15 protein-coding genes and 1 pseudogene are annotated in these 15,253 nt (G+C 44.4%); 5 read left to right on the forward strand and 11 right to left on the reverse strand.

What is annotated here, in order from left to right; genetic code table 11:
- Both MHN01_RS04830 and MHN01_RS04835 read left to right on the forward strand, forming a co-directional pair.
- The coding region (locus MHN01_RS04830) for an alpha/beta fold hydrolase (RefSeq protein WP_239410281.1) at positions 1–771 on the forward strand (771 nt) is incomplete at its 5' end.
- A gap of 27 nt (positions 772–798) precedes the next feature.
- On the forward strand, positions 799–1,182 hold the full coding sequence (locus MHN01_RS04835) for a GFA family protein (protein ID WP_239410282.1): 384 nt from the start codon (positions 799–801) through the stop codon (positions 1,180–1,182).
- Positions 1,183–1,478: 296 nt separating this feature from the next.
- Here the strand turns inward: MHN01_RS04835 and MHN01_RS24605 are convergent.
- The 6 genes and pseudogenes from MHN01_RS24605 to MHN01_RS04855 form a co-directional block, all read right to left on the reverse strand.
- Positions 1,479–1,706: pseudogene (locus MHN01_RS24605) on the reverse strand (hypothetical protein); the annotation flags it as partial.
- 151 nt (positions 1,707–1,857) lie between these two features.
- Entirely contained in the window at positions 1,858–2,100 is a 243-nt protein-coding gene (locus MHN01_RS24610) for a hypothetical protein (protein WP_370646425.1), read from the reverse strand.
- A gap of 49 nt (positions 2,101–2,149) precedes the next feature.
- Complete coding sequence (locus MHN01_RS04840; RefSeq protein ID WP_239410283.1) at positions 2,150–3,535, reverse strand: hypothetical protein; 1,386 nt, start codon at positions 3,533–3,535, stop codon at positions 2,150–2,152.
- Between the two features lie 616 nt (positions 3,536–4,151).
- Positions 4,152–5,537 (reverse strand): amidase, encoded by a 1,386-nt coding sequence (locus MHN01_RS04845; protein WP_239410284.1) that lies wholly within the window; start codon positions 5,535–5,537, stop codon positions 4,152–4,154.
- Between the two features lie 49 nt (positions 5,538–5,586).
- A complete protein-coding gene (locus MHN01_RS04850; RefSeq protein WP_239410285.1) occupies positions 5,587–6,477 on the reverse strand; it encodes a GyrI-like domain-containing protein in 891 nt (296 codons plus the stop codon).
- Positions 6,478–6,736: 259 nt separating this feature from the next.
- Positions 6,737–7,099 carry a hypothetical protein gene (locus tag MHN01_RS04855; RefSeq protein ID WP_239410286.1) on the reverse strand — a complete coding sequence of 121 codons (363 nt, stop codon included), beginning with the start codon at positions 7,097–7,099 and terminating at the stop codon, positions 6,737–6,739.
- Positions 7,100–7,381: 282 nt separating this feature from the next.
- Between MHN01_RS04855 and MHN01_RS04860 the strand changes: the two genes are divergently transcribed.
- Positions 7,382–7,948, forward strand: a complete 567-nt coding sequence (locus MHN01_RS04860; RefSeq protein WP_239410287.1) for an outer membrane beta-barrel protein — start codon at positions 7,382–7,384, stop codon at positions 7,946–7,948.
- Positions 7,949–7,969: 21 nt separating this feature from the next.
- Here MHN01_RS04860 and MHN01_RS04865 read toward each other — a convergent pair whose 3' ends face one another.
- From MHN01_RS04865 to MHN01_RS04875, 3 genes are all read right to left on the reverse strand, one after another.
- Positions 7,970–9,046 carry a sensor histidine kinase gene (locus MHN01_RS04865; RefSeq protein ID WP_239410288.1) on the reverse strand — a complete coding sequence of 359 codons (1,077 nt, stop codon included), beginning with the start codon at positions 9,044–9,046 and terminating at the stop codon, positions 7,970–7,972.
- Positions 9,047–9,108: 62 nt separating this feature from the next.
- On the reverse strand, positions 9,109–9,762 hold the full coding sequence (locus MHN01_RS04870; RefSeq protein ID WP_239410289.1) for a hypothetical protein: 654 nt from the start codon (positions 9,760–9,762) through the stop codon (positions 9,109–9,111).
- Positions 9,763–10,179: 417 nt separating this feature from the next.
- A complete protein-coding gene (locus MHN01_RS04875; RefSeq protein ID WP_239410290.1) occupies positions 10,180–10,782 on the reverse strand; it encodes a DNA-binding response regulator in 603 nt (200 codons plus the stop codon).
- Positions 10,783–11,307: 525 nt separating this feature from the next.
- On the opposite strand from MHN01_RS04875, the gene deoC reads away from it, so the two are divergent.
- Positions 11,308–12,081, forward strand: coding sequence for a deoxyribose-phosphate aldolase (gene deoC / locus MHN01_RS04880; RefSeq protein ID WP_239410291.1), 774 nt, complete (start codon positions 11,308–11,310; stop codon positions 12,079–12,081).
- Positions 12,082–12,202: 121 nt separating this feature from the next.
- On the forward strand, positions 12,203–13,627 hold the full coding sequence (locus MHN01_RS04885) for a PLP-dependent aminotransferase family protein (protein ID WP_239410292.1): 1,425 nt from the start codon (positions 12,203–12,205) through the stop codon (positions 13,625–13,627).
- 83 nt (positions 13,628–13,710) lie between these two features.
- Here the strand turns inward: MHN01_RS04885 and MHN01_RS04890 are convergent, their stop codons facing one another.
- Both MHN01_RS04890 and MHN01_RS04895 read right to left on the reverse strand, forming a co-directional pair.
- Positions 13,711–14,565, reverse strand: a complete 855-nt coding sequence (locus tag MHN01_RS04890; protein WP_239410293.1) for an alpha/beta fold hydrolase — start codon at positions 14,563–14,565, stop codon at positions 13,711–13,713.
- Positions 14,566–14,823: 258 nt separating this feature from the next.
- The coding region (locus MHN01_RS04895) for a nucleoside hydrolase (RefSeq protein ID WP_239410294.1) at positions 14,824–15,253 on the reverse strand (430 nt) is incomplete at its 5' end.

Raw genomic sequence — 15,253 nt, forward strand, 5'->3', positions numbered from 1 at the left:
AGCCCGAAGGCCGTATTTATTTTCTACCATGGTGGAGGAGCCCACAGTGGTGTGTTGTATAACCACTTAGCCGTTGGCCTTGAAACTAAATATGATATTGCTGTTTACACCCCTGACCTTAGAGGGCATGGAGACTCTCAAGGCGACAGAGGTGATAGCCCCTCGAAACAACGTGTTTGGCAAGATATCAGCGATATGATTGAGTTTGTTAAATCCCAGCACCCTGGAAAGAAAGTCTTTCTCGGCGGGCATTCTAGCGGCGCTGGATTGGTGCTGAATTACTCGTCATGGGAAGAACGAGTGCCTGTTGAGGGCTACACTTTTATTGCGCCGTATTTTGGCTATAAATCTGAAACTGACAAAGAAGGCAGCCATTTTCAGTTCACTGACGTTAATACTTCTTCATTTATTATTAATAGTATCAGTGGCGGTTTATTTTCCGGACATGATAAAGCCGTGCAGTTCAATTACCCTGGTGAGGTATTGGACAATAATCCAAAGTTGGTTGCCTTTAACACTGTTAATATGGCAAATGCCCTGACGCCTGATGATCCGCAATCGCAAATAGCATCGTTACTAAGTTTCGGGTTCTGGATGGGGAATAAAGATGAAGCATTTGATGCACAGAAAACGGTTGATTTTGTAAAACAATACCAGAGCAAGCAGGCAGACAGTGATATCTTGCTTGTGGACAATCAAAATCATTTCTCGATAATCCTTGTGGCTGATGACTTTGTCGGAGATTGGCTAAATCGCCGCCTTAGTAAGTAGGAATGCCATGGGTATAAGGAGCAACGTGTGAGTGGGCAACAACCAGCATCCGGTAGCTGCCTCTGTGGAAAAGTGACTATTGAGGCGACATTTGTAAAGTTACATGTCGTGTCATGCCATTGCTGTATTTGCCGCAAATGGAGCAGTGGACCGTTACTATCTTTAGATGGCGGAGTAGACGTTGTGATAGGTGGTGATATGTTTATAAGCCGATTTTCTTCCTCTGAATCGGCTGAGCGGTCATTTTGTAAGTACTGTGGTACTCATCTTTTTTGCCTACTTAAGAAAAGTGGTCGACATCTTATTTCTGCAGGCCTTATTGATGAAGATATTGATTTGGTAATGAGTCATCAAGTTTTTATCGATGATAAACCAGAGTACTATAGCTTTTGTTATGGCACAGAAATATAGAAAAAGCATAGGTAATTTCGATGCCCGTATCTTAGTCAGTGCTTAAATAAATGTCATCGTATGACATGCTCTTCCTGTTATGTGCACGGCATAACTTAGTTTATTAAATCTAAAAATAGGCCAATCAAGCTACGCTGTATTTTATGCAAACCTAGCCTTGTAAATATGTTCAATGCACGGAAGGCTGCGAGTGTTTCATCGACCAGAACATTGTACTTGCGAAAACGACTTTTCTTCTAATCTGACATGGCCGTTTCCGAGACATTTGTCATACTGCACCTTCTGCTAGAAGGAGGTTACATTTTGACTTTCGTTATGTAATTTACTATTTGTTGTGCGCACTCTCGTGGAGACGCAGTAGTCGTTGAAACTGAAAAATCAAAATTAACACCTTTGTGGACTCTGCTTTTTTGTTCAACAGCTGAACTATTCATTCGGTCATCTCTATCAATTTCACGTTGCATAAGTATATTTACATTACACTCCACAGCGATAAATAGATACCTCGTAGACCCTAACACATCCTTCCAACTTTTTGCTCTTCAGTACCATCCATTACGTCATCAACTATTAATTCTAGACCTGTGTCTACTAGGTGCTTTACAGCTGAGTGGTAGGACTGGTTAACATGTTTAGCGTATTCACCCTTTTTGATTCTATGAACATAAACGTCGTCTATATTACTGGTTCCCAATAGAAACCATCAGAAATTTGGTTCGCTTGTGATAGTTCATTGCATCTCTGAGGCATCATCGAAATAAAGGTATCGATCCCGATGTGCGGATAATATTCGTCAAGAAGTGATTGAAGTTGCTTTGCTATAGAGCTTTTAGCTGAGCTACTTGCACCATTTAATATTATTACGTCCATATTCAAATTCTCTCGGAGAAATAGCGCCGAATACACAGGAATTTCCATAAAATCTCTTAATAGCTCAATGATAGATGCCAATAGTCCCGCCGACCTATTATGGAACTGCGTAGGCTTGAAGATAGCTGTCAGCCTTCACCAGTGAGTGATCTGCATCGCCTGAGTGTGTACCTGGACCATTCTCAAAGCCCCCTAGTAATAACCTATTTTCAGTTACTAGCGATACGGATCGCAACTGATTGTGCCTATCTCCATCAGAGAGTGTAACGGTATGGATTAACTTACCGTAGGAATCAATCAATGCAGCCAGTTTTGTACTGTTTTCCGATACGCTAAATCCGTAAGGGTTTTGTGCCCAAGCCGTAGCTCCTACAGCAAAGATGTTGCCGTTCGGAAGTAGAGCGACATCGTAAATAATATCTCCATCATCGATATCAATGTTATGGGTATAATTCGAGGCACCTGAATCGATTTTCATTGTGGCAATAAACGCATCCCAGTGTGTGCCTAGCTCTCGGGTTGTTCGGCCAAAAATGTAGAGGAAGTCATTAATGACTTTAGCGCCGTAAACCTCATCAGGTAAGTCTGTACCAACGACACTGGTATAAGTTCGTTCACCACTCGTTGTGACTTTTGTAATGATTGGATCCATTTGAGGCCAGGGAGCTGCTAACTCATCTCCTTGCCCTATATATTCGATGTTTTCATTAAAATGCTGATTATGGTGATAAAACAACTGGCTGAGGCCAGGTACAACAACATAAGCATTGTTCTGTTGGTCGAGAGCTAGGAAAACTTGATAAGGTTGTACTAATTGCTCGAAGGTATCATAACTTCCACCAGTCATTAACCATGGAAGAAAGGGAATCGCAGGCTCAATGAGTACCGTCCAGTTTTGCAAATAGCCCGTCGAAGCTGTGTAGCTAAACTTATGTAAATGAACCGAGAAATCTGTATTTCGCGCAGCAGCTAGTATGGTTTCGCCAGAAACCTCAATATCGACAACATTCAATGAGAATGATGGTGGTGAAGTGTCAGGTATGACTGCTTCAGTAAGCAGGTTGCCTTCGGCATTAATTCGGCGAAGCGTATAACCTGTTGTAGAAACTATCATTAAACTTATTTCGCCAGAAGGGTGCAATTCAAAATCTAATAAGCTTTCATCATCCGAGACTTTATACTCCATAACAGTGTTCCAATTGTTATCCAGGCGATGAAGATGCCTTCTACCTGGGAACCTTTTAAGATCAGAGAGTGTTTCAAGTAACAAGAATACTTCACCGCTACCGGCGGGAATACTTTTGATAATAGCTACGTTACACTGTTGTGCAATTTGCGATGCTCTCAGTTCTTCTATTCGATTTTGGCAAGTTGAGGCAGTTTGTGTACTGGAAATCGTTGAATTATTGGAGGACTCACGACACCCTGCAACCAATATAATAAAACTAAGCACACATAGTTTGGCTGTTGAACCACGCGACATGATGTCATTCTCCTAAATATAAATGCCTACCGCTTTATTGCGGGAGTTTTTTGGTTGTCCGGTAACCGATGCGTTGATTGTTCCGTTGCTGTATCTATATCGCGATTACAACATCTATCCCTATTTATGCGGATATCGTTGTTTTCAGTCTCGACAGACAGTTCGCTATCAAGGAGACGGTTAAATTCGGCGAATCCCATTGGGGGAAGGTCTGTACAATCCTGTGGTGACATGACGGCTCCTTAGTCGGACTGATTACTTCTTGTCATGGTTGCAGGGAGGTGGACCTGAAGCGAATGGGCTATTTTTGGTATTATGTTCCTTAATTAGTATCAAGTAAGTTCTTGCTTGTTGTTGATATTAATATTAGCTATTTTGAATTATCGTATTAAAAGGATGCAAACTTCTGAAAGTTTATTTCATCACGGCTAATAGGATAAGTGTGCGCAATAACATGTTTGCGATGACAAATGTCAAAGGTTTTTGAATAGGTTTACTTCTGCATGGGTGTGATAGAGAGTTGGTGCTAATATTCCTATTACACCCCTATGGCATAATAGGTGGCATATTGATGTCGCGTACCACCTATTTCCTTTGCGGTTTCCTTTTATCGCATTTATTCAAGCATTGCAGGACATGCGGGCATCTCAATATAGTTGGATAACTCTTCTGCTATTTGCAGGAGCTTAGCCTCTCCGTTCATTTGCCCAATTAATTGAAGACCCACAGGCAGCCCGTTGCTGTCCAGGCCTATGGGCATAGTGACAACAGGGTGGCCGATCAGGCTGATAGGTGTCGTATATGCAGTCAGCGCATCAAGATAGTTCAATTCCATTCCGTTGACGGCTAAAGGGATTTTATAGTCTCTATTGGGCCCATTTTCAGAACTTGGACTTATATGCTTGAAGGCTGTGCAGCACGTTACCGGTAGTATCCAGGCATCATATTGCTGGAAAAATGTTTGGCAGTGCTTAACCAAGTTTTCTCGCATAGTAAGGGCTTGTTGATATTCCAGCTTATTTCGTCGATAACCCTGCATTACATTGGCCAAAAAGTGAGGGGAACGGTGACTGCTGCTTTTCCCTGATAAGATTGTGAGCCACCTAATAAAAGGGTTCATCAGGCCGGATGTTTCATACCCCATGATGCGCCCATATGCCTGCCAGGCATCGACAAAACTCAGTTGTTCGGGTTTTGATTGATGGCAGTGATGCCCTGCCTCCTGCCATTGTTTAATTGCCTGATTCATCAGGTTACAGATGTCGGTGTCGAGAGGAAGATCTTCCGCCTGCTGCCAAAAAGCCAAATGCAAGCGCCCGCCGGGTTCTACTTTGTCGTCATCCTTAAGGCTTTGCCAGATCAATGCTAAATCCTCTGGGTGTCTTGCAAGAGGGCCCGGACGGGCAAAGTGTGGCAAGGAGACATCTGGCTTGATAAAGATCCCTTTGTTAGTCAATGCTCCTTCGCTGGGTAGCAAACTGTATACGCCGCAGAAGCTGGCAGGAATTCGCAAAGAACCTGCTAAGTCGGTACCGATATCGACAAAACTCATCCCTGAGGCCACAGCAGTTGCTCCGCCACCGCTGCTGCCACCGCTGGTATAGTCTTGGTGCCACGGGTTATTGCAGAAGCCACGAATCTTGTTACTTGTTTGGAAATCCATGGCGAGGGGGGGAAGGCTGGTTTTGCCGAGTAGGCTGGCACCTTGCTGAAATAACTTGGCGGCAACAGGTGCTGTGACTTTACTGACTGTTGTTTGGGGAAGCCCAAAGCTGCAGGGGAAACCTTCGATATGGAACTGATCCTTGAAGCTAATTGGTAAGCCAGCCAAAGGTGATGACGGGGTATTGGCCTGGATGTGATCTTGGTAAATAAAAGCGCCGAGATCTGGGTCTAGCTGTGATATCCGGTTCAGTAAGTGCTGTTTGAGCCTATGCGGGCTTGTTTTTCCTTGTTGGAGGTGCTTACAAGCTTGAACGGCAGTTAGTTGATGAACAGTCATAGGTTTCGTCCTTGCTAAGTTAGATAGGACTAATTACACCAAGGTTTCACTATGTCAGCTGTTCCGATCCTGCGGTTTTTATCGGTATGTAAATCTGCGTGAGCCAATCTTTTTCTGGTGTTGTGGCCGGAGAGGTAAGGTAGAGTTCAAACGGGAGGGTATCCCTTAGTTCATAGTCTGAGTTTGGGAACCAGGCTCTGAAAGCCTGATTCCAAGTCTGGTATAGGTAATCGTAGCTGCCTTTGTGTATACATACCGCCCATAAACCTGTTTCGATTCGAAGCCAGTTTGAGCTCCAGCTAGATGCTTGCTGCTGCGGGTAAATTGCGCCGTATAAGACGTTTGCATGGCTGTCATTCAGGCTTTGGGGGCTGGATGGAAATGCACTCGCTAAACCATATAGTCGAGGCTGTTGGCTGAGTTGCTGAAAATCGGAAGCGATAGTTGCCTGATCCTGTTTGAGGAATGTTCCGTCAACGGTACCTTGGGTTGATTTGTAGTTGTAATGAAGATCAGGCAACGATCGGATTTCAACCTTCAGTTGTGGATTCTTCGTCGTTTCGGTGTGTAAAAAAGGTCTAGACCTATCATGGCTAAACTCGGCCTTTGTCGGCTGTAGGCGAAACTCACTTGGACTGACAGAAAACTGTTGTCTGAAAGCGCGGGTGAAAGCACTGTGGGTTTCGAAGCCTGAACACAGTGCTATATCGAGTACGCCTAAGTCAGGTTGAGTCAGAAGCTGTCTGGCTGCTAGCTCAAGTCGTCGATGTAACACATATTGGCTGACAGACTCTCCCAAATAAGCACGAAACATACGCTGGAAGTGGAAGCTTGATAGACATGCATGCTGAGCAATTTGCTCGGCAGATAGTTTCTTATCTAGATTGTGATCAATAAAAAGCAGTGCTTGTTCCAGTCTATGTCGTGTTCTATCGCTCATACCTTTCGTCAACCTCTCTGGTAATTGTTTTAAATAGTAACAAAATCACCAGAAGATGTTAGGTTCAATTGAGTGTTTAGTTTGCAGGAGAGCCGGCTTTCATTTATAGCTTGATGGTTTGCTTGCATATTGAGCACTGATAGATACTTTTATAAAACAGACGTTGCCAGAAGTTACGCTTTACTCTAAATACGGTTGAGTGCTTACAAAACATATTTACATCCTATATTCGACTGTATTTACGGGGAGAGAGCTTTAGTTATATATGTTTGCGACAGGTATTAGGTAAATCACCAATATTAATCATTTCAATTCCCTGATATTTCCTATTATTTATTTTTGTAATTATTGTCGAGCGGTCATCATTCAAAATCGTATTGTTTAACAGCTCTTGATGGCTAAACCCAATCATTTCATCGAGGGGAACAGTTAGACAAAGATCGCCGACGTTGCGGTAAAACACATGCTCGTATTCATTTATTTCTAATAATAACCCATAAGTATTTGACTCCCATACGCCGACCAAATTATGTGTGACGTTGTCCGTTGCTGTTGAATAACACCCTGGCAGTGTTGCCGTTAATAAAGTAACGCTGAACACAAAACTCATACCCTTAGTCATATTGAACTGTCTCGTTAATGCTTGAAAAAATAACTGACGTTGAGTGTTTTTTATCTAAATCGAATAATTCTAATCGTGCTGTTGATATATAACGGAATGTTACATTTTTGTATTTGTGTAGGTAAGTGAGATGCGTAATTAGCTCAATATGACAAATGTCATTAAGAACTAGAGACATACAGCAATATGAAAGGAGGTTGAGTAAATCTATCATCACAGTCATTTCTATTACGTTACTGGATGAGTAACAAACTATATAGTCTGAAGATGATGGATATAACAATGAACAGAAATATAGCGCTCCTTGCTGCCGGTCTCATTACGTTTAGTTTTAATGTTGAAGCGCTTACAACAAGGGTCAGTGGCTTTGTCGGTGTCAAGAATATGGAAGATGACGCTGTGTGGAAGCCATTTGAAGAGCAGATGGAACTCGGGTTGGCTGTGGATTTTCAGCCGGACAGCTGGCCTGTCAGTATTGCTACTGGCGTGTATTGGTCGGCCGATGCGCGGGATGAACAAGATGTTGACCTAAGCTATCAAGAAAACAATGGCACCACGACTGAAATGCTGCTCGGTCTAAAGAGAACATGGTCATTTTACGGTACGAATCTACGGCCATATTATGCGGCCGGATTAACCTATGTCTCTGGCGAGCGTGTAGAGTTTGGCAATACGCAAAAGGATTCAGCCTTGGGTTATTGGCTGGGTACTGGCGTGTATTGGTCATTCACCCGGCACTTCGACATCGGGCTCGATGCGCGATATTCGAGGGCAGAGGCTGATTTCTCTGGCCAGGATGTTGATTTAGGAGGTATCCATCTCGGATTTACCTTAGGGTACACTTGGTAGTTTGCTGAGTTACATTGTTCATCAATGGGGAAGCCTGGCTTCGATGACGGTTCCGGATTTGCCATTGATGAATAACTTGCCGTTACACTCGGTGACTCTATGTTTTATACCTGTAATGCCTGAGCCCTGGCTGTTACCAATACCAATGCCGTTGTCTTCTACCCTTAATACGATATATTTCCCGTTGCTGAACATGAAGATTCGGACATCACTGGCCTTAGAGTGGCGAATAATGTTTGTGACTATTTCTCTGTAAATTAAAGAGAGTGATGCTTCCTGCCGGGAGTTGACAGCTACTTTTTTGGTATGTGTGAAAGTTGATATATCTGCACTAGATAACATCTCTTGGCCATTGGTTATTTCATTATCTAGTCCTTTGGAGCGATAACCGGAAATAGCACTCTCAACATCAGACTTGGCCGTTTCTGCGATGTTACAGATATCAATGATTTCAGACTTGCACTTTTCAGGAGCGGAAGGAGAGAGACGAACTGCCAGCTCAGATTTCATGACAATCATTGATAGGGAGTGGCCAATGAGATCATGTAAGTCACGAGATATTCTTTCTCGCTCAACCAGTGTCGATAAGTATTCTATGCTTTTCTGCTGTTGTTGAAGCTTGAAGTAATCCATATTAGCACTGGCTCTATATTTACTTACAACCGTAAAAAGCGTCATCTCTATCAAAATGAGTACAATGGCTACCCAGTGGTATTCCAGTATGTAGAGCTCGATAGCAATAATTATCATTGATAATACATACATTGAAATAAGCAGGCGGGTTTGAACCACCAGGCCGAGCATTATTGCCGAGTAGAGGAGAAAGATGCCACCCCAAAAATTATAGGATGAACAGATAAGGCCAATGATAAATACGGGGATAATGTATATCCAGCGCTGAGACGCTTTCGCATGAAAGATATGAAGAAAGCAGAACAAAAAAGTAACTATAGCGATCCAGGCGAAATACTGTTCTGTCACCGACAGTGGCCAAAATATACAATACGCTACGTAGAAAGACAGGTAGCATAGGGTTAGATACATTAGCTTGTATTGATTGAATAACTCTTTGTCAGGAATCAGCTTAAATGTCTTCATTGTCGTTACTCAATACAGCTTATTGGTTCTCATATACATAGCCAGCAACCCCTTTATCAACGTTAACTCAGCGGAAGTGTTACAACCACGCTGAATGTGCTGGTTTCTCGGAAAATAATACTGCCGTTTTGAACACTTTGTTCCAGTATGCTTGTCAGTTCGTTATCACGCCATGTTGTGCCTGGCTCGCCATCGGTATTAAAGGTGCATACTATACTGCGGTCTAAGATACGGATATCAAACTGGCAGATGCTGCATCCCGGAAGAGAGGCAATGATATTAAATAGCGCTGAAATGATTTCTGCCAAGTGACTTTCTGATTCGGGTTTGATGGCCTGAATATGCTGGGTGATTGCCAATGAGATACCGTTATTGGCTAGTTGGTTGTGACCATCCTGGAGTGCACGTTGAATAGTACCAAGCCGATAATTAACCACAATTCGTCTTACCTTGGATAAAGTCTCTCGGGTAAGAAGTTGGATATTTTTGATGTTATCTTTAGTTTCGTTATCATTTTTGCCAATATTGCGAATGGCGTCACTACCTAACTCTTCGATCGTGTCAAAAACATCAAGTAAATCTTTGCTAAGATCTTCTGCGACGCGCTCTCTTTCGGCATTTTTTGCAAGTAAATCAATTTTCTCTGCACCTAATATAAGAACATGTTTCTGTTTTAATTGACTAATATACGTCGTCTCAACGATGACCGATGTCACAACTCCCAGAATAAAAACTGCTATGTAGCCACTAAAAATCTCTATGTGAATCGCTTGAGATACAGATATCATGAGAATGATAGAACAAAGGGTATATCGTAAGTATTTACTATTTATTCGGATCAAAGGAAGCACGGCACAGAAAAACAATGGAAATGCATAGATGCTTAACTGAAACAGAATTGATGCAATAATGAGAATAGAAAAACAATATACAGAAATGCCGATATCATTGGACTTTACAAGTTTAAACGAGAAATATGAAATGGAAACTGTACTGAGAGCAAATATACTAATATCTTCCCTCTGGGGTGGGAAGAAAACTAATAGAAGTAGAAACAGGCATAGTATTATTACCATTTCACCTATGTATATCAGTGATATCTTCCTATTTAAATCGAGCGAGCCAAGCATTGTTTATAACCACCCGCTCTCTTTCGCAATTCGATAGGCATCAACACGGTTGGATGCATTCAGTTTGCTAATTGAGATAGAAATATAATTTCTTACGGTGCCTTCACCTAAAAATAAGGTGCTTGCAATTTCTTTATTGGACAGGTTGTTGCCAACAAGCCTTAATATTTTTCTTTCCTTGTCTGTTAAGGGATCTTTGTCCGTCAAAGCAGCGATAGCCAGATCTGATTCAACAACGGTTTCCCCTTTATGAACCCGTCGGATAGCATCCACTAATTCTTCAAAAGGAGAATCTTTTAATAAGTACCCTTTCACGCCACAGTCTAGTGCTCTTTTCAAATAGCCACTTCGTGAGAACGTGGTAACCACAATAACTTTAATGCTCGGGTAATTGTGTTTAACCTCTTCGGCTAATTCAAGCCCTGTTTTGTTGGGCATTTCCAGATCGGTAATAATAATATCGACAGGGTTGCTAACCAGGTACTCAGTGGCTTCGGCTCCATCCTTTGCTTTTTTTACGACAGAAAAATCATCATACATATCCAGCAATGTTGCCATGGTGCCAAGTAACATTGTCTGGTCTTCAACAAGCATTATTCTTAACATTCGATTATTCCCAACAGCAAATATTCCCTATAAGCGAATAGCAATACAGTTGTATATCGTCATTCACTTATTTGCTGGGGTGATAATATCAAACTTTATATGTCATATCTCAATGAGATTTGGAGTGTTGATAAATCAGGTTCATCGCTACCTCCTGTTTTAGCCCTGCTGTTCTATACCTCATGTCGTATTGTTTCCATCTGTTATAGGGGGGATGTGGCTGCTCTGTTCTACACCGGTTTTCTCTAATTGTGTTCCAATGCCTGCACTGATTCGTTAATCACGAGTTTGTAGCTGTTGCTGCCTTATCAAATAAGGTCGCGATAGTAGCCCCCTTGATTTGTAGGGGGGGCGGTGAAATGGACTTCAATGGGGTGAATGTTCTTCGATATTTGCCCCAATCTTCAAGGAACCACGTCCGCTTCTCAAGCTGTTCGATGTCTGCAAGGCCTTCTTCTATTACGAAGAGCCTGAACGACATAGGGCAGATCGAATGCATTAGATATTTACTGGACTGGAGAAATTATGAGTGAGTTAAAAATGGCAGCGTTGCGCGCACTGAAGTTAATGGATCTGACTACCCTTAATGATGATGATACTGACGAGAAAATCATTGCCCTTTGCCGCAGTGCCAAGACGGTTGTCGGCAATACGGCGGCGATATGTATCTATCCGCGTTTTATTCCGATTGCCAAAAAGACCCTCCGTGAGCAGGGCACCCCAGAAATTCGTATTGCGACAGTCACGAACTTTCCGCATGGCAATGCGGATATTGATATTGCGGTAGCCGAAACAAGGGCAGCGGTGGCTTATGGTGCCGATGATGTGGATGTGGTTTTTCCGTATCGTGCCTTAGTAGCCGGTGACGAGCAGATCGGTTTCGAGCTGGTTAAGCAATGTAAGGCAGCCTGCGGGGATAAGCTGTTAAAGGTGATTATTGAATCGGGCGAGTTGAAAGATGCCGCGCTGATCAGGCGCGCATCCGAGATATCGATTGATGCCGGTGCTGATTTTATCAAAACCTCAACGGGTAAAGTTGCCGAAAACGCCACGCTTGAGGCAGCGGAAATCATGTTGAACGTGATTAAATCCCTGGGAGTCGAAAAGAGCGTGGGCTTTAAGCCTGCAGGCGGTGTAAGTACAGCCGAAGAAGCACAGCGTTACCTGGAGATGGTTGACGCAATTATGGGGCCGGAATGGACCGACCCTATGCATTACCGCTTTGGAGCGTCGAGTTTGCTTGCCAATCTTCTCTATGCATTGGGAGAAGGTGAGAATGAAGTAGAAGCTAGCTACTAAGCTTAGCTAGGTCTGAGGCCGAATTATCTACCTCAGACCGCTACGATGATAACTTTCCGGATCGAGCCAGCCGCTGCGGCGCCTATGGCTCGATTTTATGTATAGAGGTTAGTGAAAAGGCATGCCTGTACAGAAGACGCGTTATCATGCAGTTGCCGCAGAGATCCAGCTCCAAATCGAGCAACGAATTTGGCTGCCCGGAGAGCGGATCCCCTCGGTAAGAGAAATGAGCAAAATTCACGGTATCAGTCCGATGACAGTGCTGAAGGCTTATGAGCTCCTGGTGCTGGGCGGGTGGATTCATGTCAAAACCAAATCAGGGTATTATGTAACGCCGCATCATAACCGTTTGCCCGAACCCGCGCAGACATTCCCCCAGATGTCGAATTGCTCCATTAATATCAATGCGCATGTGTTCGAGGTGCTGACCGCATGTAAGCGTGATGAGGTGATGCCGTTCGGTTCGGCTTTTCCTGATCCTGAGCTATTCCCATTAAAACACCTGGGGCGTGCTTTGGCGCAAACCGTGAGAACCATGCCACCCCAAAGTGCGGTGACTGACCTGCCTCCGGGCAGTGTGGCCTTGCGCCGTGCTATTGCAAAACGCTATATCCGCGACGGCATCGATGTGTCGATCAATGATATAGTGATCACCTCGGGAGCCATGGAGTCTCTGGGGCTTAGCCTGATGGCGGTCACTCAGCCGGGTGACTCCGTTGCTATCGAATCGCCTGCTTTCTACGGAGCGTTGCAAACCGTAGAACGCCTGCACTTGAAAGCCGTTGAGATAACGACCCATCCACGTTACGGCATGTCGGTCGATGCGCTGGAAAAAGCCATTCAGACCCAGGATATCAAAGCCTGCTGGCTGATGAGCAATTTCCAAAATCCACTAGGGTCGTCAATGCCGGAAGCCAACAAGTTCGCTATTCGCGATTTGCTGGCCGCGTCTGATATTCCTTTGATTGAAGACGATGTTTATTCCGAGCTTTATTTCTCCGAGGAAAAACCCAAAGCCATTAAAGCCTATGATGAGCAGGGGCTGGTATTGCACTGCTCTTCTTTTTCAAAATGCCTGGCGCCGGGTTTTAGGGTCGGGTGGGTCGTTGCCGGACGTTATGCCAGACAGATTGAACAGCTTCAACTGATGTCTACGCTATCTGTAGCGGTTCCCAATCAATTGGCATTTGCCCAGTACGTGCAACACGGAGGGTATGACCGCCATCTGAGACAACTAAGACGCCAGCTCGAATTACGGCAGCGGCAGATGCAGTTTGCTATTGAACAGTCTTTTCCCAGAGATACGAAAATTACCCGCCCGGCTGGCGGCTATTTTTTGTGGGTGGTGTTGCCGGAGCATATCAATACCGAACACATACTGCAGCACTTACTCAATGAGCATAATATCAGTATTGCTCCCGGCACCTTGTTTGCCAGCGATGACAGGTATAAGCACTGCATGCGTATAAACTGCTCTTATCCTTGGACCGAGCAAACCCAGGCAGCTCTTATGACGCTGGCCGAATGCCTGCATAAGGCTTGCTAGTGTGACTGTAAAAGGGTGAGGAGCATACTTTTACATCGTGATGAACGATATCAGTTGTGCTCCAACACCCATTTAGTGCTTATTTATGCCCAGGCTCTTAGTATCTGGGTAAAGCGTTCTGGTTCTTCCAGTGGCGGGGTATGACCGCTTTGTTCGAAGATATGAAGTGTCTGGTAGGCAAATGGTCGGGAAAGGGAAAGCCATTCTGATGGACGAGCAATACTGAAATCTTTTTGTCCCATCAGAATGAGTACCGGAACCTCGATTGCCGAGGTGTACTGCTCAATGTCAATATTGGCAAAAACGTCTCCCCACATTTTGTCGAACAAGGCACTATGGGCAGTGAGTCCTTGCCAAAGCCAGCTTTCGTCATAGGCATGATCAGCCCAGCGCCTGGCCCTCAGCCTGCAGCAAATATGGATAAATTTTCGTTCGGGATCCGATTGGATGTCAGACCCTAGCAGGCCGATATCCGTCTCGAACAGCGCCTTTCGCAACTCGTCAGCATTACTTTCCCAATAGCGTTTAGCAGCTTGGTGGCTGTCCGGGCTCAGGTTCGGCGATGCGCCGCACAGGACGACCTTGGTGATATGGGCGGGATAGCGTTTGGCATAATCCAGCGCCATGTACGCATGGCCCGAGTGTCCCATGATCATAGCCCGGTTGATTCCCAATTTCTGTCTGATGTACTCGATATCCTCGCTGATAATTTTCAGGGAGATATCGCTAGCTTTGGGGGGGTGATTTGATGAGGCAAAACCACGGTGATCGATGAAGATACACTGAAAATGCTGGCGAAGCGTTTGTGGTATGGCTCGGTCATAGTAGCGAGCGCTACCAATGATCAGCAAGGGAGTACCTTGCCCGTCAACTTTAACCTGTAGTTGGTAGCCTTCACGATCGACGGTAAGTGTCGATGAAAATAAGGTGGAATTCATAATACTCATTCATAGTTAATCATTACAGAAAATCCCTCCATCCTTATCGGGATAGAGTTACGGAGTTAGTGAGGTAATGATTAAAATCGTCAGCGAACGAGTTTCATGTCTTTACTATTGCCATGCTTAGCTTGATTAGAGTGTCTGTAGTGTAAGGCCAAAGGTAACCAAGATCCAATGGCAAGACTTAATGGCAATACTCAAAGGTTAGGGAGATCGATGATCTCCCTTTATTCACTCGAAACCAGTGACGTAGTGTTAACTGAAGTAGCGCAAGCTTTTCGCCAGCAAGTCGACAAAACCCTGACGATAGACATCGAACAGCACGGTTGCATTGGCAGGTTTGCCGGAGAGTTGATATCGGTCGACGACTGTCATCCCTTGGGTATATTCACCTTTGGTTTCAATCCCTACCCAGCAGTCCTGCGCGGTGAATAGCTCCGGTGCAAGCAACCAGGCAATGGTACACGGATCATGGAGCGGCGCGCCTTCTAGTCCCCACTTCGGATCACGGTGGTAGATCATAAAGAAGTCGAGCAAATCGGCGACCACATCGGATACCGGGTTGTCGATGGCGCGGATCCGCTCGATATCTTCATCCATGATTTGGGCTCTATGGGTGACATCCAATCCGCACATCGTGATTGGGATGCCGGAGCTGAACACCATATCAGCGGCCTGTGGATCA

The sequence above is a fragment of the Photobacterium sp. OFAV2-7 genome (assembly GCF_022347985.1).
Taxonomy (GTDB): Bacteria; Pseudomonadota; Gammaproteobacteria; order Enterobacterales; family Vibrionaceae; genus Photobacterium.